Below are 22,513 nucleotides of genomic sequence, written 5' to 3'. Positions count from 1 at the left end.
CTCCACGGGATCGGTGCCCTCTGCAAACGTGACCCGCCGGCGCTCCCCGCCGCCTCGTTGCCCGACGGGTAGAGCCGAGCGTGATCCGAGCGGGGCCGTGAAACACCGCACGTGATATAGAAGGAGCCATGGGAACCGAAATACCTGGCCTTGCTCATCTGTGGCGCAGTTTCGAGAACTGGCTGGCTGAGCACGCTCCAGGAGACTATGAGTCCTTGCTGCCGGGAGCTTCGGAGGGCGATATCAATCGTCTGGAAGACGGGCTTGGCTTCTCCGTCCACGAGGACGTGAGAACAACCCTAGGACTCCATAACGGCGTGACCATGCGTAGAGCCAGTACCGAGCCGGGAGCCTTCCTCCTCGGTTACAGCCTATTGGACGTAGACGGCATTCTGGCAGCCCATCACGACCTCGTCTCGATGGTGGACGATGCCCGCGAGGAAGGCGAAGAGGACCTGGTCGCGGGCCGAATTGCCGACAGCCAATGGGTTCCTTTCGCTCAGAACATGTCCGGCGATCTGCTGTTCGTGGACCATCGGTATCACCATGCGAGAGAAATAGGAGAAATCTCGTTCGGTGATCCGGAGTACCAGTTGCTGTGGCCGCGCATGGACCTCATGATGGCAGATCTGTACAACTCGGTTATGGCCCGGACGCCGGTAACGACTGTCCCCCGAGTTCCTTCTGTGCATGCTGGGAGAATGCTGGAGTGGCATGTCCGAACGGCTCAGGGGTAACCCGTAGCGGCATGGGGCGGCCCGCTGGATGTTGAAGCATCCAGCGGGCCGTTTGTGTGAGTTGACACTCAGGTCAGCTGATGTCGCAGACCTGGCTGAGATCGCAGGATTCGTAACCAGTGTTGACGTAGTACGCGTCGCGGTCCAACAGTCTCACGGATGTGGTGAACCGGCCGAGCTTACCGCCGGCCGCCGTGTTCTGGGAGGTCGTGATTGCGGCCCGTCCGCAGATCTCGTTCCATGTCGGGTAGGCGTAGTTCTCGTCGAGCTTGAGCGTGTAGGTGCCGTCGGCGTTCTTCACCGCGTACATCTGTACGCACGACTTGCCCGAGGCCAGCGTCATGCCGCCGCTCTCACGTGACTTGGCAAAGGGGTACTCGTCGCAGCTTCTGCCGATTGCGTTCGGGTTCGGGTTCCACTCGGCCACCGCGAGCATGCACATCTTGTCGCGGTTGTCCTTTGCGGCCGCGTCATCCGCGAGGCGGTGAAGCGGCTTGTTGTACTTCTTGCTTCCCGGGTGGGATGCCAGCTTCTCCTCCAAGATCCAGTAGTAGGCCGCAGCGGCCGGGTACTTGTCGCGCTCCAGATACATGGTCGGGGCGACCTTGGGGAAGACGCATCCGGTGTTTCCGCCGACCTTGTTGTCACAACGGATGGAGAAGGCATTGTCTTTCCACTCGTTGTTCGCTGTGGCGGAGGCTCCGGGAGCGCTCCAGCTGGTGTTCCAGTCCAGACCCAGCGTTGCCTCGCCTCCGGCGACTTTGTTCCAGCTGTAGGTGTCGGTCCGGGAGGCTGTGTGCGTGTCCCCTTGTGTCCAGGTCGTGCTGCCGCTCCAGGGGCCGGGCGGGGATGCGGTGCAGTCGCTCATGGCCCAGCAGTCTTCGAAGTACGTGTCCAGTGTCGCGGAGGGCACGCCGACCAGGTCCGGCAGGGAGAACTCCGTCCAGGTGGTGAACTGCTGTGAGGTCGGGTCGAGCAAGATCTCCTGGACGACCTTGACGTTTCCGCCGCCGATGACCTCGCCGTCAGTGTTCGTGGCCTTGAGGGCGTAGCCGCCTCGCAGACAGCCCTGGGTGCGTGTGTACTGGAAGTCGGATCCGGGAGCGGTCTTGCACCAAGGAACCGGCTCGGAGCTTGCCGTGAGGCTGTGGGTGGATTTCGGTGAGGCCTTCTTGACCGGGCTCTTCGGTAGTTTGCTCCACGGCTCGTAGGGGCCTACGCAGAGCTTGACTCCGTGACTGCTCTTGGAGCACGTGCTGGTGTCACCACCTGCGCTGGTGGCCCGTTGGGCGTTGTTGACGGTGGCGGCGGCAAAGCCTACCGGTGTGGGCGCCGGGGCATCTTCGGGCTTTTGAGCGGCGACGTCGTCGACGTCCGGAGCGTCCGGGTTCTCCGCCGGGAAGTTGACCTTGGGCATTCCGCTGAAGTCGCCAGGCACGAAGGCGACCGCTCCCCAGGCCACGTCCTTGTCGGCGGTGCCGTCCGCCGTGGAGTTGGACAGCTGCACCTCCGGTGCCTGGTCCTTGAAGTTGTAGGCGCCCAGGGACACCCACTGGTTCGACTCGTGGGCGCCCTGGTCGATGGTCTTGGTGACCGTGCCGAACGGTGTGATGATCTTGTAGGAGGCGTTGGAGACCTGCGCCCCCGTGTCCGGGATGTGTGCGTAGACCATGGCCCCGCCGCCGGAGATTGCCGAATTCAGCTTCCAGTCACCGAGGATGGTCATGCTTCCGCCATCGCCGCCGAGATGGTTCTCGTCGCGCGCGTGGGCGTACCAGAAGTGACCGCCGTACCCGCCGCCGATCTGATGCAGGTCCGCCTTCGCATTGAAGTGCGTGCCCATGGTGTCCGCGTAGAACGTGAACTCGAAGCTGCCCGAGGAAGTGGCCTGCCCGCAGTCGCTCCACGTCTCCGTGCCGTTGGGCACGGATGCGACCACCTGGGACCCGGCGGGTGCTCCGGAGCAGACCGGAGTGCCGTTCTTCAGCCGGTAGCCACGCCCCGGTTCCGGGACGAGTGTCTGGTACTTGATCAGCTCGTGTCCGCACTCGGTGGCGCAGTTGGTCTTCCACGTCGCGTTGGGCTTGTTGAACCAGAACTGCGCGTAGCACTCAGGCGTGCCGCAGTTCGGCGGCGTGTTCGGGTCACAGTTGTTGTCGCTGTTGCAGAAGGTGCTCAGCGGCGGTGAGACCTCGCTGCGCACGGCTGTGGTGTTCCACCAGGCCGGTCGGAAGCCGGCCGAGGAGAAGCCGGACTCGCCGGGCCAGTCCTGGCGGCCATTGGTGGCGTAGGAGTAGCCGGTGTCGATGGACCAGGCGGCCCAGCCCATCACCTTCTCCTCGTACGGCCAGTCCTGCGGGTGCGCGGCGTCGTGGTTGGCTTCGGTGCCGTCCACGTCCGTGTCCATGAACGGGTGGCCCCAGCTCTTCTTGTAGATGGGGTTGGCCGGATTGTTGTACCAGCCAAGCCCCCAGTGCCCGTCGTGCTGCGAGGCGTCGGAGGGCGGGTTGAAGCCGAGGTTGTAGTTCCAGACGGCCGTGAACCAGTTCTCCACGTACGACGGGTCGTCGTTGTTGACGGTGATCGTCTGCCCGGCCTTGTGGACCTCGTTCCACTTGTCGGCGAGGATCTTCAGCGAGGCGGCGATGTTGGTCGCGTAGTCGATGGCGACGGCCTTTTGCAGGCTCGGCGACAGGCTCGTCTCACCCGGCTTCTCGTGCCCGGCCAGGCGCATGCCGTCGGTGACCTGTCCGACGCCGTAGCCGCAGTCGGACTTGTCCCAGTTGATGTTCCAGTAGGAGTCGGGGTCGCCCGGGTCGATCTGGTGGCCGTAGTAGCCGTCCACGGCCGCCAGGGGACTGCCCATCTGACCGGGGATGGCGCCGGATTCGGCCTGCCACAGGTTGGACTCCTGGGCCATGATGCCGAGCATGACGTTGGCCGGGATACGCGCGTCTTTGGCGCCGTTCAGGGTGGGCGGCGGGAACAGGCCCTGCGGGTCGATGGTGCCGAGGCCGGTCTGGTTGCGGTAGCCGCCCTGCTTGAGGTAGCCGGCGTGCAGATCACCGCGTACGGCCATGTCGACGGCCCACTCGACCTGGTTCGGCGTCGGTTGCAGCGCCTGCGCGTTGACGTCGTTGCGGGAGACGGAGCACCAGCGGTCGGGGTCCGTAGGGTCGTGCGACACGATCGACGTCACTGCGGCGGTCCGAGCCGACTGCGGGTGCCTGCCCGAGCCGGCGCCGGCTGCGGCAAGCGCCTTGTGGACCGAGGTGAGCGCAGGCGACAGCTGGTTGCCGGCCGTGTGCGGCGTGGGGGTGACCTGCTGGCTGAGCCTGGTGCCGGTGCCCGTGGCGGTAGAGGTCACCGTCATGGCGCGGGCGGTTTTCTGCATGCCCGGTACGGGCGTTGCGTGCTCTGATGCGAGCTCGGTTTTTGTGAAGCCCTCTCCGGCATTCTTGATCCGGTCGACGCCCGCGCGCAGCCCCGAGGTCAGGACCGGGTTGACGGCGAGCCGGCCCAGGCTGGAGATGTCCGTGTCCACCGGGGCGTTGATCCGGGCGATGCCGCTGCCTCGCGTGTGCGCGGCGCCGGACGGGTGCCCCACGAGGAACACGTTGGAGGAGCCGCCCCGTGCCAGGTCGAGGTCACCGAGCTTGCCGCTTGCGACGACAGCGGCCTTGCCCTTCGCGCTCCACAGCCGGGCACGGGCGCGCTTGCTGCCGTTGCGCTCGACGAAGGCGACTTTCCCACCGGTGACCGGGTGGATGTCGAACGGTACGCCACCAGCCGTGAGCAGGCTCTCGACCCTGCCCTTGCGGTCGAGGCGGATCAGATGACGGCCCAGGGCGCCGATCGCACCGTCCTTGACGGGCACGGCGCTGGTGACTTCGCCCTTGGTGGCCGACTTGCTCAGTATCCTGCCGGCGGTGTTCACGGTCACGACGCGGGTCCGGGTGGCAGCCGGGTCGTTCATGTCCCGGAAGGCGGTGAACGCGGCCGTGTGAGTCTCTGGGTTGCAGGACGGATCGAAGTACGCCAGCGACGCTGTGAACGGCAGCTTCGTCACTTGGCCGGAGCCGAGGTCCACGATCGCCGCGAACGCACCTCCCTGCATCAGGTCCGGCTTGTTGGTGAAGGTACGCGGCGCGTAGACGACGGCGGCGTGGTCGTGGTCGATCACGCACTGGTTGCCGATCCACGAGTCCGCGGGCATGCCCGGCTCGCTGAGGCTTGCGACCGTCTTCCAGGCGTACGCCTTGGAACTGTCGGCGACGAGGATGCGCAGCCCGTCGCTGTCCGCGGCCGCTGTCACCGCGCGGTCCTTGCTGGTCCGCCAGCCCTTGCCGAGCTTCTTGTCCGGGTCCGCGACCCGTCCGGACGGTGCCGGTTTGCCGTGGCCCTGGGCGGGCTCGGCGGGCGGAGCCGCGAGGGCTGTGGTGGATTGTATGAGGGTGCCGGTCAGCGCTGCGCAGGTCACCAGGGCGGCCCAGCGCGCGCGTGTTCGTGCTGTGGGTCTCAAGAGAGATTCTTCCCGTTTCTCGATGAGGTTCCCGCGCCCTTTTGGGCACGACTCGGCCCGCCTGCGGCCCTCGCGACGCGAGGTTCCGAGGGCCGGGCGGAAGCTTTCTTCGGGGAGGATCAGCCGGTGGCGTCGAGGACCGCCCGGACGACGGCCTTGGCGGTCTCCGGCTGGTGTGACGTCTCAGGAGCGGTGACAGCGACGGCCAGGTCGCCGCTGTAGGCGGTGAACCAGCCCATGATGGGTTGGTCACTGTCGGCGAACTGGTCGGCGACTCCTCCGAACGCGACGCCCTCGACCCCGGAGGCACTGGCGTAGGCACGCATCAGCGTCCGCAGCCCGTCCGCGACACGGCTGGGCAGGGCGCGGTGGGTTCGGGCCGGTGCCTTTCCGCTGATCTTCGGATCGACGAACAGGGGCTGTCTGAAGGATCCGCTCTGGATGGTGGCGGTGAGGGAGGCGAGGTTCAGCGTGTTGAGGCGGACCTCGCCCCTGCCGATGGCAGCCGAGGCTTTGTCGGCCCCGTCCAGTTCGGGTACGGCGCCGTCGGCGGTGGTGAGACCGGTGTGCCAGTCAAGGCCCAGGCCGAACACGTCGCGTGCCTCAGAGGCGAGGTCCTGGCCTGTGAGATGGCCGGCAAGCCGGATGTAACCGGTGTCGCAGGCGTGGGTGAACACATCGGCGAACCGGGCGTCCTGGGCGCTGAAGTTGTCGGCATTGGTGAAGGTCTGACCGCCGTAGGAGGCACTTGTGGGGCAACCGACCGGGGTGCTGGGGGTGACGGTGCTGTGGTCCAGGAGGGCCGCGGTGGTGACGAGTTCGAAGACCTGCCCCGGTGCCTGTACGCCCTCCAGTGTGGGGTCGGCGTCCGTGCCGGTGGTACGGGCGGCCAGCACGTCGCCGGTGCTGGGGCGGATGACCACCACGGATGCACCCGGATACTTGAAGGCCGCCGTGTCCACGGCCTGCTGCACCGCTGCGTCCAGCCGCGTGGGGACCTGCGCTCTCTTTCCCCCGTTCAGGGTGGCGATGATGCGTCCGCCGCCGCCGTCGCCCGCGGAGGAGAGCCGTATGCCCAGGGCCCCTTGGCCTGTGTCGGCGTAGCGCTTTTGAAGCTGCGTCAGAATCTGCCTCAGGCCTGGGTGGTCGTGGGTGGTCAGCCGTCTGCCGCGGCGGTCGGTGGTGACGGCGGCGTCTGTACCGGAGAACGGTTGCAGGGTGTAGCCGCCGCCATCGGGCACGGCGGGGTTGATCACGTCACTGTGCCAGGAAACGCGCGGGTGGCCGGTGGCGTCGTCCCTCACCACGGACAGCTTGGAGGTGTACTTCCAGGTTGCGTGGCTGCCGAGATACGACAGACGGGCCGTGGCCTTGAAGGGCACGGTGTCACCGCTGGTGCTCTCGGGGGTGAGTGCAAGGGAGGTGACACCGGTCGTGTCCCGGTAGGCAGCCAGCTCGGTCCGGGCCTGGCCGGGGTTCGTGGTCAGCCGGGCGGCTTTGTCCAGGTCACCGCTCTGCCACGCGGACAGGAACGCGTGAGCGGTGGCGGCCACCTCATCCGATGCGGGTGTGTCCTTGTGCACGTCGCAGGCGGCGGTGCCGGCCAAGAGGGCGGCCGAAAGTATCAAGGCAGTGGTGGGGCGGCGATGGATGCGCATCGGCTTCCTTGAGTGGGGGGGAGGGCGCGGGTCAGCGGCGGAGAGCTTCTACAGGCTGGATGCGGGCGGGTCGCCAGGCCGGATACAGCCCGGCCAGCAGTCCGGTGGCCAGACCGATCATCTCCGCCCGCGGGTTCAGCGCCTTGCGCCCGGTCAGCACGGCGATCCCCGCAGGAGACGGCTTCGGGGGCTGCGGATGCTCCGTGGGGTCCGGCGGCAGCTCGTACCCGTACTTGGCGGACGTCGCGGGATCGCTGATGCCGTACCGGCGCGGCATGTTCGAGTCGTCCGCGTTCGGCGGCGGGTTCACGCCTACCGGCGGAAACGTGACCGTGAACCCGTAACGGGCCATGCACTGCGTCTCCAGGCTCCGGGCCGCATGCTCGATCACGACGGAGTCCTGGTACGTCTGCATGTACTGCTGCAGTGGCAGCGTCATCCCTTTGAGGGGCCCCGTGTCCACGACTGCCTTGGGCCACTTCGAGGTGTCGACCCCGGCCGCGGGCGGTCCGCTGGGCGTGGCGCTCGGCGACGAGGACGCAGACGACGAGGAACTGGAAGTCAGCACGACGGCCTCCGTGCCGGAAGCGGCCAGGGCCGCGAGCCGCATCCGTGCACGCTTACGCGAAGTGGGAAGACGCATTGTTGTTCTTCAGTGTGGAGTCGAGGTTGGTGCTGGAACCGCAGCCGTAGTAGTGCGGGATGGACTGCGAGTGCCCGAGGTAACCGGTTTTGTAGTAGACGCGGTAGCCGTCCACGTCGGAGCAGTTGTTCGCCGAGGCCGCACCTTTCTTCACCGGCCGCCCCGATGCATCGCCCTCGCCCGAGGCGAAGACGTACCGGTAGAAGACGTCCGTGCCCCTGGCCGACCCGTCCTCGTAGCCGTGGCTGTGGACGTTCCCGTGGAACGAGGCGAAGCTGCCCGACGGTACAGAACGGCCGAGGTCGCCAGAGCGGCAGCGGCGACACCGAAGTTTCTGACCCGCATGAGCCCCCCTCACGTCAGTACATGGAGTGCTGAGGGCGACGTGGTCAGATGTGCCAAAGCGTTTCCCCCGCTTGTACGCGCGTCACGGCGGAAAATTGGAATTGGTCTGATCCATTCCGGCAGAGCGCTTGATCATTAGACACGGCGAGCACAGCTCCCACAAGGCTTCTTCACAGCCGCGTGGAGCTCGAACCTCCGCTTCCTCGGCGGCCGAAGTCCAGATGCCGAGGCATCAACTCCCTTTCAATGCAAGGTTGTTGAGGGGTCTGCCACGAGGCAATCCTCGACTGCCGGGTCGATCCGACTTGGCAGAGTCTTGACCGTGTCGGTGGCGTTGATCGTGAACCTGGGAGGGTGACCTCGCCGGGACGGTGCTCGGGCTCCTGACCGGTCTGTCCCCGACTGTCCATATGCTGCCGCCGTCCTGCGCCTGGTAGAGCTAAAGGGAGCGTCGGTACACGGCACCGCACCACATGTGGATAGGGGGCAAGGTGGGCGGCGCTCCGGAACGAGCTGCCGTCGCCTGCGTTGGTCAGGAGGACTGCGGCATTCCTGACGCCGATGCCGGGGATCGAGACATCCGATGCGCAAGAACTGGCAAGCGGCCTGCGTGCGTTGCGTGTCTGCTGGGCGGGAAAGGCGATTGCTTCGCTGCAGTGGACGTGGTTGGCGAGGGCAGTGGTGGAGTCAGCCGAGCATGCGGTTGCACCAATGCCACGAAGTTGGCGCCGCAGCCGTGGAGTCAAGGGCGGGTCGAGCCAGGCAGCCAGTTGCACCATGACGCGCACTACGACCGTTGCCGCGGGCGGTTGGTCACCTCGGTGGGCTGACTGAGTACATGCCATTCGAGCTCGTCGATGATGTGCTCGAAGTGACCAGGACCGTTCAGGCCCGTGTGCGTACGCTGCCCACCCGGGTCGGCATATACTTCGTCCTGGCCCTGGGACTGTTCCCGGCTCTGGGACACCGGCGTGTCTGGGACAAGCTCGTGGCCGGCCTGTCGGGTATCGACCTGCGCACTCCCTCAGCAGCCGCCCCACGACAGCTGTGCCGACGTCTGGGGCCGAAGCCGCTGAAAGTACTGTTCGACGTTCTGTCGGCGCCTCCGGCTGAGCTCGGGCGAGGGCGGCGATGGTCTGGGCGAGCTCGGAGTCGGCCGGCAGCTTGCGGTGGGCGGCCAGGACGCTGACGGGCGGCAGGCGGGCCGAGCTCTCCGCGATCGAGCTGCCGGGTCGCAGCGGGAGACCGGCGTGCACAGCCCCTGCCACGACCAGGTCGCCGCGGCGCAGTCCGGCGCCGTAGTGTTCGGCCGGCGGGCCAACCACACCACGGAGTCGAGCGTGTTACCCACGACGGCCGAGCAGGGGGGCCACGGCCTCGCGGCCCACGCGCACGGTGATCTCCTCGCAGGCGAGGTCCAGATCGGGGTGCAGCGGGATCTCCCGCCCCGGCACGGACCGGGCTGCTGCCGCGTTGTCCGCCACGCTGCCCTGAAGCGGTAACCGCCAGTCTCCGTATGGCGTGTCGATCACTTCCAGTTCGACGAGCACTTCACTGACCGCCGCCCGCACGGTGTGGCCGTCCACCTCGGGGCCGCGCAGGTCCTCACCGAGACGGAAGGCAACTGGTTCTCCAAAGAATGCCTGGAGTTCTGGGCGGGGAACCGGCTGCGCTCCAGGCCCACCATACGAGTGATGCACGTTTTGCCGTGCTCCTCGGACGACGGCGGCGTGCGGCCGGTCGGGTGAGACGAGATCGCTTGCGAGCCGCGGGACCGGGCGCTGCCCTGGCTGTGGCCCGTTCGAAGAATGGTCCTGGCCGTCGGCGTCCGCGGTATCCATCGCCACCGCGGACACCGCGGCGCCTGGCCGCACCCCGCGGTCCCAGAGGCCTCGACTGTACTCCCGACGGCTGTCCGGGGCGCGCCGGATGTCCTGCTCGGACCGCCCATGGCCATCGACCTGGGAGGCGTGCTCCTGCTGGCGACCCCGCTGCCGCTCCCCCGCCGCGCGGCGGCGCCTGTCTTTGAGCCGGAGCCGACATCGCGCGGCGTCTGACGGGCCGCCACGCCCGTCAAGGGCCCGGCGACAAGGTCCTCGATGGCGGCCTCGACGCACTCGGCGGGCCTTGTCCCGCCGGACGGATCACTCCTGCGCGCGCCAACGCTCGCGGCGCTTTGACGAAATCATTGTTCGACCTTGCAGGTGTGGCGGAGGCTGGCGACTGGCTTTACACATGACCCATTTTGAATCCCGTCGGTGTGTGCGGGCGGCGGTTGCCCCTTCGCGGGTTGAAACTGAAGGGCGTGAGCATCAGTAGCGAGCGTCCGGTAACTGCTGAACAGGTCAATGCCGCGTTGGTCGCTCTCGGGGTAGAGCCAGCCGCTGGCCCAGAGGCACGACCCGAAGGGCCGCACGAAGAGCACCGGCTGCATCTGCTGGGTTGTCTGCTGGCGAAGACCGAGCTGGAAATCGCCGCCGCGACGCGCTTGACCGAGGAAGAGGAGATCGAGGACGTCCTCGAAACGATGCTCGGCTGGTCGGAGCAGATCGGGCCTGACCCAGGCCTTTCGGTCAACGTCTTGACGAACAGGCTCCACCGCACCGCGATGCAGGTCGCACCCGACGCGGAGGAGCTCCCACCGGGTCGGGAAGCCTCCTTCGCCGCCGCCATGACGGCGGTGTATGCGCTCAGCGCCCAGGTGCATGCGGATCGCGGTGATGTCGAGGGAACGCGACGGGCTCTGGGCGGGGCGGAGGAGGCCCTCATCGACATCCTGCAGGGCATGCACGACCTACGCGCCGCCATTGGAGACGTGGCCGGTCTGGAGGACGAAGAGGGCTGAGGCCCCACGCCGGCGGCCTCGACCGCGGTGAGTACCTGGCCGGTGCCGCTGCGGAGGTTCGGGTAGGTCGAGGAGGGTGACCTCCGTCGCCCCGGGCGCGGAGACTCCGCTTGCTTTCATTACGGGTCCTTTCGTCGGATCGGGTCGCCGGGTGGGGGCAGTGCAGTGCATGCGGCCGCGTCAGGGAACGAAACCGGGGCCGCCAGGTGGCTGTGGTCTACGGCGTCTCCTGATCGTGCCGGTAGGCGGCGAGCAGGAAGAGCCAGATCTCGCTGACGGTGGGGAAGGGGGCGATCGCGTGGCGGAGCCGTTTGAGCGGGACCTCACCCGCGACCGCGATGGTTGCCGAGTGCAGGAGCTCGCTGACGCCGGGGCCGACGAAGGTCACTCCGAGGAGGACCTCCCGGTCGAGGTCGACGACCAGCCGGGCGTGGCCCCGGTAGCCGTCGGCGTGGAGGTTGGCGCCCTGGGCGGCGTTGAAGTCGAGGTCGACGGTCTTGACGCGGTACCCGGCGCGCTCCGCCTGCTCGGCGCTCAGGCCCACCGCGGCCGCCTCGGGGACGCTGAAGAAGACCTGGGGTACGGCGTGCTGGTCGGCGGTGGTGGCGTGGTCGCCCCAGGGCGTGTCGTCCAGCGGGCGGCCGGCGGCGCGGGCGCCGATGGCGTCGCCTGCGGTCCGGGCTTGGTATTTGCCCTGGTGGGTGAGCAGGGCACGATGGTTGACGTCGCCGAGGGCGTACAGCCAGTCGCCGTCGACCCCCTGCACCAGGCAGGTGGTGTCCACATCAAGCCACGAGCCGGGCGTGAGGCCGACCGTGTCCAGGCCGATATCGTCGGTAGCGGGGGTGCGGCCGGTGGCGAACAGGACCTCGTCGGCCTCCAGCTCGCCCCCGTCGTCGAGGGTGAGGGTGACCGGTCCCTCCGGGTCCGGGCGGCGCAGGGCGGTCACCTGCACGCCGATCCGCACATCCGCGCCCGCCTCGCTCAATCCCTGGGCGACCAGTTCGCCGGCGAAGGGTTCCATGCGGGGGATCAGGCGGCGCCGGGCGAGCAGGGTGACCTGGGAGCCGAGGCCCTGCCAGAGAGTAGCCATCTCGATGCCGACTCCGCCGCCGCCGATGATGGCGAGGCGGGTGGGCACGGTGCTGGAGTCGGTGCCGTGCCGGTTCGTCCAGGGACGGGCCTCCTGGATGCCGGGGATGTCGGGCAACGCCGGTCGGCTGCCGGTGGCGATGGCCACCGCGTGCCGGGCCGTGAGGGTCTGCCGGGCGCCGTCGTCACGGGTGACGCTGACGCGTCGGGGCCCGTCGAGACGGCCGTGGCCACGGAAGAGGTCGGCTCCGATGGACTTGAGGAACAGGGCCTGTCCGGTGTCGTCCCAGTCGGTGACATAGCGGTTGCGGCGGGCGAAGACGCCATCGGTGTCGAGCCGACCGGTGACGGCCTGCCGGGCACCGTCCACGCGCCGCGCGTCGGCGAGCGCGATGACCGGCCGCAGCAGCGCCTTACTGGGCACGCACGCCCAGTACGAGCATTCGCCGCCGACCAGTTCCCGTTCCACGACCGCTACGGAGAGGCCGGCGGCACGGGCGCGGTCGGCGACGTTCTGCCCGACCGGGCCCGCACCCAGCACGACCACGTCGTAAGGAACGCCTTCCTGGGTTTCGCGCGGTCCGCTCATGTTCTTCCTCGCATTCCTGGGAGTGCCTGACGACGGTCGAGACGGTGGTGATGCTGCCCGTGGGGCCTCGTCTGGACTGCCGGAGGCTCGCCGACCGGGCCAGGGCGCGTCGGTCAGCCGTGGGCGTACGGGGTGACGACCGGCCATTCGTTGTCGGTATCGGCGAGGACATTGAAGTAGTTCGTAAGGATGTTCAACGCCAGATCGCCCACGACCTCGGCGATCTCGGCGTCGGTGACGCCCGCGGCGCGGGCAGTCTTGAGCTGCTGCTCGTCGATAGGACCGGAGCCGCGGTCGATGGCATCGGCCAGGGCCGGCAGTGCGTCGACGTACGGGTCGGTGGACTCGACGGGGCGGGCACGCTCCAGTACCTCGGCGTCGGCCTTGGCGACGTGCGCCCCTATGGAGGTGTGGGCGGAGAGGCCGTAGGTGCAATTGTTGTACTCCGCGGTGGCGACCGCCAGCCGTTCCCGGACCGGGGCCGGGAGCACCCCCCGCTCAGCGCGCCGGACAGGGCGAGCCATCCCTTGACCAGGGCCGAGCTGTTGACCATGACCTTTGCCATGCTCGGGACAGCGCCAAGGGCGGTGCGCACTTCGGCGAGCGCCTCGGCGGCGGTCGCCGCGGCGGGCTGGATATGAGGAAGCCGTGGTATGGGGCACTCCGTGGGATGAGGTGTCCGGGCAGACTCCAGGGCCCGGACGGCTCACTGGGTGACGGCCGGAAGCCGTGCCGCCCGCAACGAGCCGGAAGCGCATCCGCGCGCTCTCCGGGTGATCTAACGGCGAGGTGTCCCCTGTTCATCGCACTCTGGCCATACGGCTCACGAAGAGCGGTCATAAGGACAGCCTTGGAGCCCTGGACACGTGACTGGCCGGCTTACGGGCGGCGCCGCGACCTGTCGCAGGCCTGGACCGCACGGCGGGGTTCCGCCGCTTATAGGGGGCCTCGTATCCGCCTATGGCCGAGACGGAATCGCCGGAACGGCCAGGCGCGTTCCGCTCCCGTCACCTCATGGACGAGGCGACGGGACAACGGACGCGGCACACCCGCACGTCTGATTCGCTCCCCCATTTCGATGTACAAGGATGGCTCTGATGGCTTCTCTTGATCTGGCTGGACGCGTGGCCCTGGTGACCGGAGCGACCAGCGGTATCGGCGCCGCCACCGCGGCGCTGCTCGCCGAGCGAGGCGCGCACGTGCTGGTCACGGGGCGTGATGTGTCCCGCGGCGAGGGCATGGTCGGCGCCATCCGTGAGCGGGGCGGCAAGGCCGATTTCGTCGCCGCCGATCTGCGCGAGGCGGAGTCGGTGCGGCGCTTGACGCGGGAAGCCGCCCGCCTGGGCGGCGGCAGGGTCGACATCCTCGTCAACAACGCCGGTATCTTCCCGTTCGGTCCGACGGAGCAGGCGTCGCCCGGCGATGTGGACGCCGTCTACGACCTGAACGTGAAGGCGCCCTTCTACCTGGTGGCGGAGCTTGCACCGGCGATGGCCGAACGCGGCCACGGCACGATCGTGAACGTCAGCACCATGGTCGCCGAGTACGGCGTCGCGGGGATGGCGCTGTACGGCTCCAGCAAGGCGGCGCTGAACCTGCTGACCAAGGCGTGGGCAGCCGAGTTCGGCCCGCGCGGGGTGCGGGTCAACGCCGTGGAGCCCGGCCCGACCCGCACGGAGGGCGCCGCCGGCATGGGCGACGGCCTCGACGCCCTCGCCGCCCAGGCGCCCGCGGGGCGGCCGGCCGCACCGGAGGAGATCGCCGAGGCGATCGCCTACCTGGCGAGCGACGCGGCGGGCTTCGTCCACGGAGCGGTCCTGCCGGTCGACGGCGGCCGCACGGCCGTCTGACGCGCACCGACTGCCCTACGGGGGCGCCGGCCTCTACTGCCCGGCGCCCCCGTAGCGCATACCGTGCTCGGGCCCGGTACTCAATCGCTCACCGACCGGTCGAGCGCGGCGATGAAACGGCCGAGGTCACGGCGGCGCGAGTCGGCCGGCCACACCGCCCAGGTGCGCCGCACCACCGGATGCCCGACCAGCGGCGACCAGGTCACGCGGTCCGGCAGCGGCTGCTGCCAGCCAGGCGGAGCCAGCGCGAAGGCCCGCCCGGAGGCAACCGCTGCCAGCTTCACGTCGGCGATCAGCGCCTGCCCCTTGGGGGCCTCCGGGCCGAGGTCGAGGCCGTGACCGCGCAGGATCGCGATCAGCTCGTCGTACCAGGCGGGGCTACCGGAGCGCGGGAATCCGACCCACTGCAGTCCGTCGAGCGCATCGAGCGCGATGCCGTCAGGTCCAGCGAGATCGGTGGCCTGCTCCGCGGCCAACAGCACCCCCAGCCTCTCCCGCACCACGAGCAGCGCGTCGAACTCCGGACCCGAAGGCCGCTCCCGCAGAAGGCCGACATCGAGCTCACCGGACTGCAGCGCCGCCAGCTGCTCGGCCGTGGACAGATGCCGGGCCTGCACCCGCGTGTCCGGATACGCCTCGGCCAACTCGGCCAGCGCCGGATCCAGCAGCCCGGCGGGCAGCTCCAGCGGTATCCCGATCCACAGCGCTCCGCCACCCGGGCCGGTGTACTGGGCCATCGCCCGCAGCGCCTGATCATGCCGGGCCAGCACCGCACGCGCCTCCCTCGCCAGGGCCGTCCCCGCCTCGGTGGCCCGCACCCCGGCGCTGCCGCGCACCAGCAGCTTCACCCCCAGCGGTCGTTCAAGACCGCTGACCGTCTGAGACAGGGCCGGCTGACTCACGTGCAGCCGCCGCGCCGCCGCCGACAGTCCGCCCTCCTCCACCACCGCCACGAACGCCCGCAACTCCCGCAACTCCATTCCCCCATGCCACCACGCTGTCTGCGGTGTGTCACACCCCGCATGCTCGGCGGGTTCCTCCTCGGGCACCTCAGACGGCTCTACCTTCTTGATCGGATTGCTCGAGTCATTCGTAGGGTCGGGTCGCCCAGGGGCGCTGGGTGTGGCCATCAGGAGTTCGTGAGGTTCGCCCGGGTCACCGGTGGGGGGGACGGCACCCGGTGTGCATGCCGGGGCCTCAAGGGGCTCGCTCTTCTCGTACCGGAAATGGCAGCTGCCCGCAGGCGGCTGCCGCTGCGACGCGCCAGCCGCCGACGCTTCACCCTTCCCCGAGGTATCCGGCCCGGACCGCGAACCGGATGAACAGCGCGGCAACAGCAAGCAGCAGAGCAGTACCGGCGGAACGGCACGGCGGATGGGACCCATGACAACCCCTCACGAGCGGGCGAGAACTGGGCACATGCTCCCCCGACCCGCGCTCTTGTATCGCCCGCCCCCCAGGCGCGCAGGCACGCGTAAGACCGTGCCCCATGTGGTGAGGCGGTCGTTGGTCTCGGCATGGGGCGGGAGCGTCCGGAACGATGACGCGACGAGACTGCCCAGCGTCGCGAGCCCGGAGGAGTACGAACCCGCAGCAGGCAAGCACCCGGGCGACCGAGCAATGGCGGCGCGTTAAGCCGCGGATGGAGCGGCTGAACGGTTGCCTACCGGCACTCCCCTCACTCGACCGGCCGTTCATCATCCAGCGCCCCGATGAACTCCGAGACCGCGTCATCGCACTCGCCGATCGTCTTTGGTCCTACGCCCGCCACACCTTGCCGGTCATCTTGGAGGCGGGGAGGCGCCCGACCCTGGAAGTCCATGCGAGTGTGCCGCCGTCGTATGTCATGTCGAAGGTCAGGTTCAGCCACGTGGGCTTGGTGATGGCCTGCTTCCAGGAGAGTCGGTCGCTCTCGAGGATCCAGCGCGGCCACGGGCTGCGGACGGCAGGCAGGTACGGCTCGGCGAGAGCCAGCATCACGGACCGTCTGCGGTGCAGGTCGACACTGACGTACTGGTGCCCGTCGTACTCGCTCACCCGGGGGCTCCTTGGCCGTCACACAGTGGGTGACAGGGCTACCCAGGGCACCCACGGAGAGCGGGGACTTCGCCCCTTCATCGCATCAAGACCTGTGGATCGGAGTCGCACCGACCCAGCGGTGATAGGTGTCTACGTCGACGTTGCTGCCGCACACTATGGTGACAACGTGTCGGCCGGCGAAGCGGTCACGGTCTTCGAGAATCGCCGCGATGCCGAGCGCGGCCGACGGTTCGACGACAAGGCCTGCGTGGTCGAGGAGCAGTCGCATGCCGGCGATGATCGACGCCTCCTGGACCAGGACGGCGTCGTCAGCGACCAGGAGGAGGTCGTCCAGGACGGCAGGGATGGGACGCCGGCCAGCGACGCCGTCGGCGATGGTGTTGGTCGAGTCGGTGGTGACGACGCGCCGTTGGCGCCATGAGTGAGTCATCGCCGGTGCGCCCAACGGCTGGATGCAGATCACCTCGGCTTCGGGCGCCAAGGCCTTCACCACATGCCCCACACCGGTGGCCAGCGCCCCGCCGCCGAGAGCAATCAGGACGGCGTCGAACGACGGCGCGGCGTCCACCAGTTCCAGGCCGATGGTCGCCGCGCCCTCGCAGGTCTCGATGTCCAGGCTGTCTTCGAGCAGGCGGATGCCGTCGTAGCGCGCGATGGCCGCCGCCCGCTCGCGTGCCATCTCGTGGTCGCCGTCCACCAGTTCCAGCCTGGCGTCCAGTGCACGGATGCGATCAAGCTTGGTCGCGGTCGCGAAGCGGGATGCCACGACGGTGACGTCGAGCCCCCGGCCGCGACCGGACCAGGCGAGGGCTTGGCCAAGGTTGCCCGCGCTGGCGCACACCACGGCTTGCGAGCCATGGTCGGCGAGCAGGCTCGCGACTACCTCGGTGCCGCGGGCCTTGAAGCTGCGGACCGGGTTCGCCGTTTCGAGCTTGATGCTCACCGTGCACCCGAGGTCGGGCTCCAGCGCCTCGCAGCGGTACAGCGGAGTGTCGAGAAAAATCGGGTCGATGACCCGGCGAGCCGCCCGGATCCGAGCAGTGTCGAGGCGCGTCTCCTGCATGACACAGCAGCGTAGCGCCGTCGGCAGTGGTCCCCATGTGGAGTAGTCGTCACATTCCGTAGATCCGCGCGTGCTGTTTGTCCTCGGCGTTGCAGATGTCCTGGATGGCCTTCTTCGCGCCCGGCTGCGCGGAGTTCGGCAGGGCGTCCAGCACATGTGCGGTTTTGTGAACCCAGCGCACTTTTGGTCGCGGGGTGCGGGAAACACCTCGGCCAGGGCCTTCCAGAAGCCCAGGGCCCCGCCGCCGACAGCCAGGACCGGCGCGCGCACGCCCCGGCGGCGCAGTCGCGCAGCAGGTCCGCTCCGGACTCGCCTGATTCCCGGTAGCCGCCCTTCAGCGCGACGAGTTTCGCGACTGGTCGCTCTGGTGGGACTGAGGATCTTCGACTTGGTGAGGCGGCTGTGGCAGATGGGCGTGGCGGCGATGCTCGCCAAGGCGAGGAAGTGCTCGGTCTACTTGAATTCGTGATCTTCCCGATGCTGCATGTGGCTTCGCCGACGTTCTACTCCCAGGTCCGCATCAGGCTCAGGGAATGCGACCTCATAGTGATGGAGGGAATCCGAGGGAATTCGGTCGGAGTGAGCGCCCTCACGCTTGCTTACCGGTTCACCCCACGGCGTCGGCGCAACGGCTTGCAGGAGCAGCGCGATGAGCTGCTGCTTCCGGAGTCCGTGCCGGTCATCAACCCGGATGTGACAGCGGCGGAGGCGATCGCGGACCTGAAGACGCTGCCGCGGTGGACGTACCTGCTCCTCATGGTCGCGGCTCCCGTGATGGGCCTGGTATTCGCGCTGCGCGGTCCGCGCGCTTTCCTCGATGAGGACCTGGCAGTCGACGATCTGCCGTCGACGCTGCGGGCGGAGATGATGGCCGACGGTCCTGTGGAGCAAGCGATGACCGGTCGGCGCGACAAGCGGTTGCTCGACGCGCTCGGCGAGATTCATGCGGAGCACGCCGACGAGCCGATCCGGGTGGCCATCGTCTACGGAGCCGGCCACGTCCCGGCGATTGTTTCGGGTCTGATGGATCATTACGGGTACCGGCCACGTGAAGCGGAATGGCTTACCGTCCTTGTCCCGGCGTAGATCGGCCGGGTGAAACCGGTTTCTGCGCGGCCCGGCAGGCGGCAGGGTTACAGCTGGTTTGATCACGTGATGCCGAGGGTGGTCAGCGGCCGGGTGGTGTCGCGGGAGTGCCGGCGCGTACGCGAAAGGCGTCCTCAGCGTACGTGGTTCCCCGACGTGGTGGATCTTGTCCTCGATGCCGCAGTGGTAGCGGACGCGGCGGGCGATCTCTGTCGCGTCGGCCTGCTCCGCCGTCAAGTCGGCCACTCCGTAAACGCGTTCCAGGGTGACCTTGCTGGTGGTGACGACCTGTCGGCGGCGCACGATCTGGAGAGCCTGCACCGCGTGCGGGAACGCGATCCCGGTGACGGCGGCGGCATTGGTCCTGCGGGTCTCGTCGCGGCCGTGGTCTTCCTCGACGAGGAAGCGTGCGTGCCCGGTCTGCGAGTGGAGGGCGTCGAACGTGACCACCGCGCCCTCCAGGGCGAGCTGAGCGAGCAGGGGCTCCAAGGCGGTGATCTCATTGGTCTTGCCGTCCACCTCGCGCTGGGCGGTGACCAGGCCGGTTCTGGTCACCGCGGCGAGCAGGTGGACTTGGGTGCCATCGGTACGACGGGCAGGATCTTGCCGCCCACAGCCAGGCAGGGCAGGGGCCAGTCGCTGTCTTGCGCCTCCTTGGCGGCGGCATGCTCGCGCCGGGCGAGCCGGCTGCCGATGGCCGTATCCAGCATGTCGCCGTCGATGCGTTGGAGAGCGCGGCGCACGGTGGACTCGGCTGAGTGGCCGACGTGGCACAGGGCCATGGACAGGTCGAAGGCGAGCGGGTGGCGCTGGCCTTGGTCCCGGCGAGGGTCGGGCACCTGAGCCAGGCAGGTCAGCAGGCTGGGGACGTCATCGGGTGAAGTCAGTGCCGCGTCGGTGAGTCGGCCCGGAGGGCCTAGTACTCCAGCTGTAGATCACGATCATGCTTGGGTCGCGGCTTGACGTCTGTAGTGGCTGGCCTGGGAACGGGCTTGATGACGACGCCTCCAGTGGGACCAGTGAAGCCAGTGACCGGCCTCGTGAACGGGTCGGGCGACGAGGGCTATGAAGAGTCGTTGGATTTCGTTGCAGGTCAGCGGTATCAGGTCGTCGAGTCCGGGGCGGAGACGGTGTTCGTCTGCGCGAACGACGGCCAGGAAGGCGTGGGCGAGCATGGCGAGGGTGACCCAGCGGGACCATGACGTGTAGCGGCGGAACTGGTGCTCGTCCAGGCCGGCCAGGCCCTTTCCGGACTGGAACGTCTCCTCGACCCTCCACCTGGAACCCGCGACCCGCACCAGGGCTGTCAGGGGTACTGGTTGGGGTGAGTAGCAGCGGTAGTAGGCGAGTTCATCGGTGGTTCGGTTGCGGCGGATCAGCAGGTGGCGGTGGCCGGGCGCGGTGCTGGGAAGGTCGATGTGGGCCCAGTCGTAGAAACGGTGTCCCTTGGCTCCGGCTCCGGCGGACAGCTTCTGCCAGGCCGCGCTTGGGAAGCTTCTTGGCCAAGGTGTCCGCGCGGAACTTCCCGGCCCCGGTGGTGACCTCGTGGGTGCGGGCGACCGCGAGAACGTATCCGGTGGCGCCTTCCTCCAGGGCGGCACGCAGTGTGGGGTTGCCGCCGTAGACCTCGTCTGCGGCCACGCGGTGTCCGGGGCGAGTCCGGCGGCGCGGCAGCGGTCCGGCTGGTCGGTCCAGGAGCGCGGGAGGTACAGCTCCCGGTCCAGTGCGGCGTGTCCGCGCAGGCCGGCGTAGGCGAGGTAGACGGCGACTTGGGAGTTCTCGATCCTGCCCGCGGTGCCGGTGTATTGGCGCTGGACGCCGACGGTGTGACGGCCCTTCTTCACATCGCCGGTCTCGTCGATCACGAGGACCGCCTGGTCGTCGCGCAGGTGCTCGACCACGTAGGCGCGCAGGTCGTCACGGACGGCATCGGCGTCCCACTTGGCACGGCTCAGCAGGTGCTGCATGGCGTCGGGAGTCGCCTCCCCGGCCCATTCGGCGATGGTCCAGCAGTTCTTCCGCGGCAGGTCTGCGAGCAGGCCCAGCACCAGGTGCCGTATTCGGCGTCGGGGTTCGACGCGGGCGAACCGGCCCGCGATGCGGTCCATCAGTGCCTCGAACGCTTCCTGCCAGTGGGCAGCGTCTACGCTGTGACCTGCGGCGACCGAATGATCGTTTGTCTTCACATACCGATGATCAACGGTGGCCGCATCCACGGATACCAGCGGGATGGCAAGGCTCGTCGAAGGAGACGCAGTGCTGGGATTGCTGGGTTTCTACGACGAACTGGACAACCGCTCCGGGCAGCCGAACGGATCTATACGCGATGCCGTCCAGCCCGTTGGCGAGCCGGACGAGACGGACCTGGTGGCTTACCTGGACGCGGGCCATGTCCTCATCGATGTCATGGAAGCCTGACACGACATCATCACCGGTAGCGCCCACCGGCACTCTTCAGGATGCTCTTCTCTGGTGACCGACGGGGTGTGGCTGTGGCGCCAGGACTTCCCGCACTACGTGGAAACGCACCACGTCTTGCTGCCCGAGGCGTTCGTCGAACACGTCCGCAGCCTGAACTATCAGATGCCCACCATTCTCGTCGCGCAGTTCGCTCCGCACTACGACGAGACCATGCCCCTGGTCGGCTGGGCCACGGCTGTTCCATGGCGATCGACGGCGACCACGCTCGTACCCGAACCACGAGCAGTGACCAGCAAAGCCCAGTGCGATGCAGCGATGCTGGCCCAGGGCCGGAACCGGCCGCACGGCAACTGGAGCAGGCCGCGCAAGCCCCGGAAAGCGTAGGCATCACCCGCACAAGTGATCTACAGCTGGAGTACTAGGAGGAGCGAGGATCCTCCGCGCCGGCCCCAGGCGGTCACCCGCAGTCCTGTCCCAACCCTTGAGCCCCGTCGACCCGGACACACCGCCTGAACGGCGCCGCCCTGGATGCGGTGGACCGAACCCGTCGTGTGGAACGAATCGCACTCGGGCAGCGCAACCGCCTGTAACGCATTGGTGCCCGTGCAGCAATAGCTTTGCTTTACTGCTCCCCCGCGTTGGCTCGGCGCGCTGTGCTGAAGCGGCGCTGGTAGGCCGCGGGGCTGAGCGACAGTTTTCTCACGAAAACTCTTCGCATACTCTCGTAATTCGGGAATCCGGCAAGGGATGCCGTATGCGTTGCGGTATGCCCTTGGTCGAGCAGAGCTTTTGCCATGTCGAACCGGATCATCTCCACGTACCGGGCCGGCGTGGTGGACAGCTCGTCGTGAAAGAGTCGCGTGAGATGCCGGGGGCTCACATTGAGGTGCTTGGCGAGTTCGCCGAGTGAGTGGTTCCCCCCGGGATTCGCCGTGATCAAGTCGGTGATTCTGCGGAGGGCCGGAGATCGGGGCGGCGGTCCTTGCAACGGGGCGGAAAACTGTGACTGGTCGCCCGAACGCTGCAAATAGACCACCAGGGCACGGGCGACGTCGCGGGTGAGATCAGGGCCGTGATCCTCCTCGACGAGTGCCAGTGCCAGGTCGATGCCGGCGGTCACGCCCGCCGAGGTGTAGGTGGTTCCGTCACGCACGTAGATCGCGTCGGGTTCGACGCGGCTGGCCCGGCAGCGGGCGGCGAGCTCGTGCGCGACCTTCCAGTGCGTGGTCGCGCGCTTGCCGTCCAGGAGGCCGGCGGCGCCGAGGATGAATGCACCGGTGCAGATGGACGCGACGCGGTCGGCCCGGACGGCCAGCGTTCGCGCGGCCTCGATCAGATCACGGGGGACAGGGGTGCGCGGGTAGAGGTCTGCGCCGGCCACCAGGAACGTGTCGGGAGCGGGCTGCGTGGCGGCCGCGTCGTCGACCGCGATCCGGATCCCGATGGACGAGGTGACATCGGCACCGGCCGGCGACACCAGCACGATCTTGTAGTCGGCACCGAGCCGATTCGCTTCCGCGAATACCTCCGCGGGTCCGGCGACGTCCAGGAGTTTGACCCCGTCATAGACGAGGATCGCGACCCGGTGCGCGGCGGAGCCCACACCCCCGCCACCCGCCTGT

The 22,513-nt window shown here is 68.3% G+C and carries 18 protein-coding genes and 4 pseudogenes; 6 read left to right on the top strand and 16 right to left on the bottom strand.

Features of this window, described 5'->3' with window-relative positions; translation table 11 throughout:
* Positions 1 to 128 precede the first annotated feature (128 nt).
* Positions 129 to 737 carry an SMI1/KNR4 family protein gene (locus SRB17_RS24740; RefSeq protein ID WP_153542240.1) on the top strand — a complete coding sequence of 203 codons (609 nt, stop codon included), beginning with the start codon at positions 129 to 131 and terminating at the stop codon, positions 735 to 737.
* Positions 738 to 810: 73 nt separating this feature from the next.
* Here SRB17_RS24740 and SRB17_RS24735 read toward each other — a convergent pair whose 3' ends face one another.
* From SRB17_RS24735 to SRB17_RS24715, 5 genes and pseudogenes are all read right to left on the bottom strand, one after another.
* Positions 811 to 5,259 (bottom strand): Tat pathway signal protein, encoded by a 4,449-nt coding sequence (locus SRB17_RS24735; RefSeq protein WP_228396228.1) that lies wholly within the window; start codon positions 5,257 to 5,259, stop codon positions 811 to 813.
* A gap of 119 nt (positions 5,260 to 5,378) precedes the next feature.
* Positions 5,379 to 6,917, bottom strand: coding sequence for a penicillin-binding transpeptidase domain-containing protein (locus SRB17_RS24730; protein ID WP_153542238.1), 1,539 nt, complete (start codon positions 6,915 to 6,917; stop codon positions 5,379 to 5,381).
* A gap of 31 nt (positions 6,918 to 6,948) precedes the next feature.
* The gene (locus SRB17_RS24725; protein WP_153542236.1) at positions 6,949 to 7,356 is read right to left on the bottom strand and encodes a hypothetical protein; all 408 of its coding nucleotides are present in this window, start codon (positions 7,354 to 7,356) and stop codon (positions 6,949 to 6,951) included.
* A 181-nt stretch (positions 7,357 to 7,537) separates the two neighbouring features.
* Entirely contained in the window at positions 7,538 to 7,714 is a 177-nt protein-coding gene (locus SRB17_RS24720; protein ID WP_153542234.1) for a hypothetical protein, read from the bottom strand.
* Between the two features lie 670 nt (positions 7,715 to 8,384).
* A pseudogene (locus SRB17_RS24715) lies at positions 8,385 to 8,480 on the bottom strand (transposase); the annotation flags it as partial.
* Between the two features lie 230 nt (positions 8,481 to 8,710).
* On the opposite strand from SRB17_RS24715, the pseudogene SRB17_RS24710 reads away from it, so the two are divergent.
* Positions 8,711 to 9,019 (top strand): annotated as a pseudogene (locus SRB17_RS24710) (transposase domain-containing protein); the annotation flags it as partial.
* 229 nt (positions 9,020 to 9,248) lie between these two features.
* Here SRB17_RS24710 and SRB17_RS24705 read toward each other — a convergent pair.
* Positions 9,249 to 9,605: a hypothetical protein gene (locus SRB17_RS24705; RefSeq protein ID WP_153542230.1), complete on the bottom strand. Its 357-nt coding sequence runs from the start codon at positions 9,603 to 9,605 to the stop codon at positions 9,249 to 9,251.
* 605 nt (positions 9,606 to 10,210) lie between these two features.
* Here SRB17_RS24705 and SRB17_RS24695 point away from each other — a divergent pair.
* Positions 10,211 to 10,750 carry a hypothetical protein gene (locus SRB17_RS24695; protein WP_153542226.1) on the top strand — a complete coding sequence of 180 codons (540 nt, stop codon included), beginning with the start codon at positions 10,211 to 10,213 and terminating at the stop codon, positions 10,748 to 10,750.
* Between the two features lie 217 nt (positions 10,751 to 10,967).
* Here the strand turns inward: SRB17_RS24695 and SRB17_RS24690 are convergent, their stop codons facing one another.
* Together SRB17_RS24690 and SRB17_RS24685 are read right to left on the bottom strand one after the other, a co-directional pair.
* A complete protein-coding gene (locus SRB17_RS24690) occupies positions 10,968 to 12,431 on the bottom strand; it encodes a dihydrolipoyl dehydrogenase family protein (RefSeq protein ID WP_153542224.1) in 1,464 nt (487 codons plus the stop codon).
* A 113-nt stretch (positions 12,432 to 12,544) separates the two neighbouring features.
* Complete coding sequence (locus SRB17_RS24685; protein WP_228396226.1) at positions 12,545 to 12,955, bottom strand: carboxymuconolactone decarboxylase family protein; 411 nt, start codon at positions 12,953 to 12,955, stop codon at positions 12,545 to 12,547.
* 573 nt (positions 12,956 to 13,528) lie between these two features.
* On the opposite strand from SRB17_RS24685, the gene SRB17_RS24680 reads away from it, so the two are divergent.
* Entirely contained in the window at positions 13,529 to 14,281 is a 753-nt protein-coding gene (locus tag SRB17_RS24680) for an SDR family NAD(P)-dependent oxidoreductase (RefSeq protein ID WP_153542222.1), read from the top strand.
* A gap of 80 nt (positions 14,282 to 14,361) precedes the next feature.
* Here SRB17_RS24680 and SRB17_RS24675 read toward each other — a convergent pair whose 3' ends face one another.
* The 7 genes and pseudogenes from SRB17_RS24675 to SRB17_RS24650 form a co-directional block, all read right to left on the bottom strand.
* A complete protein-coding gene (locus SRB17_RS24675; RefSeq protein WP_153542220.1) occupies positions 14,362 to 15,261 on the bottom strand; it encodes a LysR family transcriptional regulator in 900 nt (299 codons plus the stop codon).
* Positions 15,262 to 16,039: 778 nt separating this feature from the next.
* Positions 16,040 to 16,318: a hypothetical protein gene (locus tag SRB17_RS24670; RefSeq protein WP_153542218.1), complete on the bottom strand. Its 279-nt coding sequence runs from the start codon at positions 16,316 to 16,318 to the stop codon at positions 16,040 to 16,042.
* Positions 16,319 to 16,403: 85 nt separating this feature from the next.
* Entirely contained in the window at positions 16,404 to 17,384 is a 981-nt protein-coding gene (locus SRB17_RS24665; RefSeq protein ID WP_153542216.1) for a threonine ammonia-lyase, read from the bottom strand.
* 61 nt (positions 17,385 to 17,445) lie between these two features.
* Positions 17,446 to 17,734: pseudogene (locus SRB17_RS24660) on the bottom strand (transposase); the annotation flags it as partial.
* Positions 17,735 to 17,837: 103 nt separating this feature from the next.
* The gene (locus tag SRB17_RS24655; RefSeq protein ID WP_323376185.1) at positions 17,838 to 19,025 is read right to left on the bottom strand and encodes a transposase; all 1,188 of its coding nucleotides are present in this window, start codon (positions 19,023 to 19,025) and stop codon (positions 17,838 to 17,840) included.
* Positions 19,022 to 19,309 carry a transposase family protein gene (locus SRB17_RS46570; protein ID WP_228396294.1) on the bottom strand — a complete coding sequence of 96 codons (288 nt, stop codon included), beginning with the start codon at positions 19,307 to 19,309 and terminating at the stop codon, positions 19,022 to 19,024. The genes SRB17_RS24655 and SRB17_RS46570 overlap by 4 nt, the downstream gene beginning before the upstream one ends.
* Positions 19,310 to 19,411: 102 nt before the next feature.
* Positions 19,412 to 20,578: pseudogene (locus tag SRB17_RS24650) on the bottom strand (IS701 family transposase).
* Between the two features lie 148 nt (positions 20,579 to 20,726).
* Here SRB17_RS24650 and SRB17_RS46565 point away from each other — a divergent pair.
* Both SRB17_RS46565 and SRB17_RS46560 read left to right on the top strand, forming a co-directional pair.
* Entirely contained in the window at positions 20,727 to 20,888 is a 162-nt protein-coding gene (locus tag SRB17_RS46565; protein ID WP_228396225.1) for a hypothetical protein, read from the top strand.
* 54 nt (positions 20,889 to 20,942) lie between these two features.
* Positions 20,943 to 21,275 (top strand): hypothetical protein, encoded by a 333-nt coding sequence (locus SRB17_RS46560; RefSeq protein ID WP_228396224.1) that lies wholly within the window; start codon positions 20,943 to 20,945, stop codon positions 21,273 to 21,275.
* A gap of 238 nt (positions 21,276 to 21,513) precedes the next feature.
* Here SRB17_RS46560 and SRB17_RS24640 read toward each other — a convergent pair whose 3' ends face one another.
* Positions 21,514 to 22,494 carry a GlxA family transcriptional regulator gene (locus SRB17_RS24640; RefSeq protein WP_323376184.1) on the bottom strand — a complete coding sequence of 327 codons (981 nt, stop codon included), beginning with the start codon at positions 22,492 to 22,494 and terminating at the stop codon, positions 21,514 to 21,516.
* Between the last annotated feature and the right edge of the window lie 19 nt (positions 22,495 to 22,513).

The sequence above is a fragment of the Streptomyces sp. RB17 genome (assembly GCF_009604455.1).
In the GTDB taxonomy this organism is placed as follows: Bacteria; Actinomycetota; Actinomycetes; order Streptomycetales; family Streptomycetaceae; genus Streptomyces.
The sequence above is the reverse complement of the archived record's forward strand: the minus strand, read 5'-3'. Positions and strand labels throughout refer to the sequence as shown.

What these genes read in the sequence shown, in the direction of transcription:
- SRB17_RS24740 (WP_153542240.1), top strand. Translation starts at nt 129, where the DNA reads ATGGGAACCGAAATACCTGGCCTTGCTCATCTGTGGCGCAGTTTCGAG.
- SRB17_RS24730 (WP_153542238.1), bottom strand. Translation starts at nt 6,917, where the DNA reads ATGCGCATCCATCGCCGCCCCACCACTGCCTTGATACTTTCGGCCGCC.
- SRB17_RS24725 (WP_153542236.1), bottom strand. Translation starts at nt 7,356, where the DNA reads ATGACGCTGCCACTGCAGCAGTACATGCAGACGTACCAGGACTCCGTC.
- SRB17_RS24690 (WP_153542224.1), bottom strand. Translation starts at nt 12,431, where the DNA reads ATGAGCGGACCGCGCGAAACCCAGGAAGGCGTTCCTTACGACGTGGTC.
- SRB17_RS24685 (WP_228396226.1), bottom strand. Translation starts at nt 12,955, where the DNA reads ATGGCTCGCCCTGTCCGGCGCGCTGAGCGGGGGGTGCTCCCGGCCCCG.
- SRB17_RS24680 (WP_153542222.1), top strand. Translation starts at nt 13,529, where the DNA reads ATGGCTTCTCTTGATCTGGCTGGACGCGTGGCCCTGGTGACCGGAGCG.
- SRB17_RS24675 (WP_153542220.1), bottom strand. Translation starts at nt 15,261, where the DNA reads ATGGAGTTGCGGGAGTTGCGGGCGTTCGTGGCGGTGGTGGAGGAGGGC.
- SRB17_RS24665 (WP_153542216.1), bottom strand. Translation starts at nt 17,384, where the DNA reads ATGCAGGAGACGCGCCTCGACACTGCTCGGATCCGGGCGGCTCGCCGG.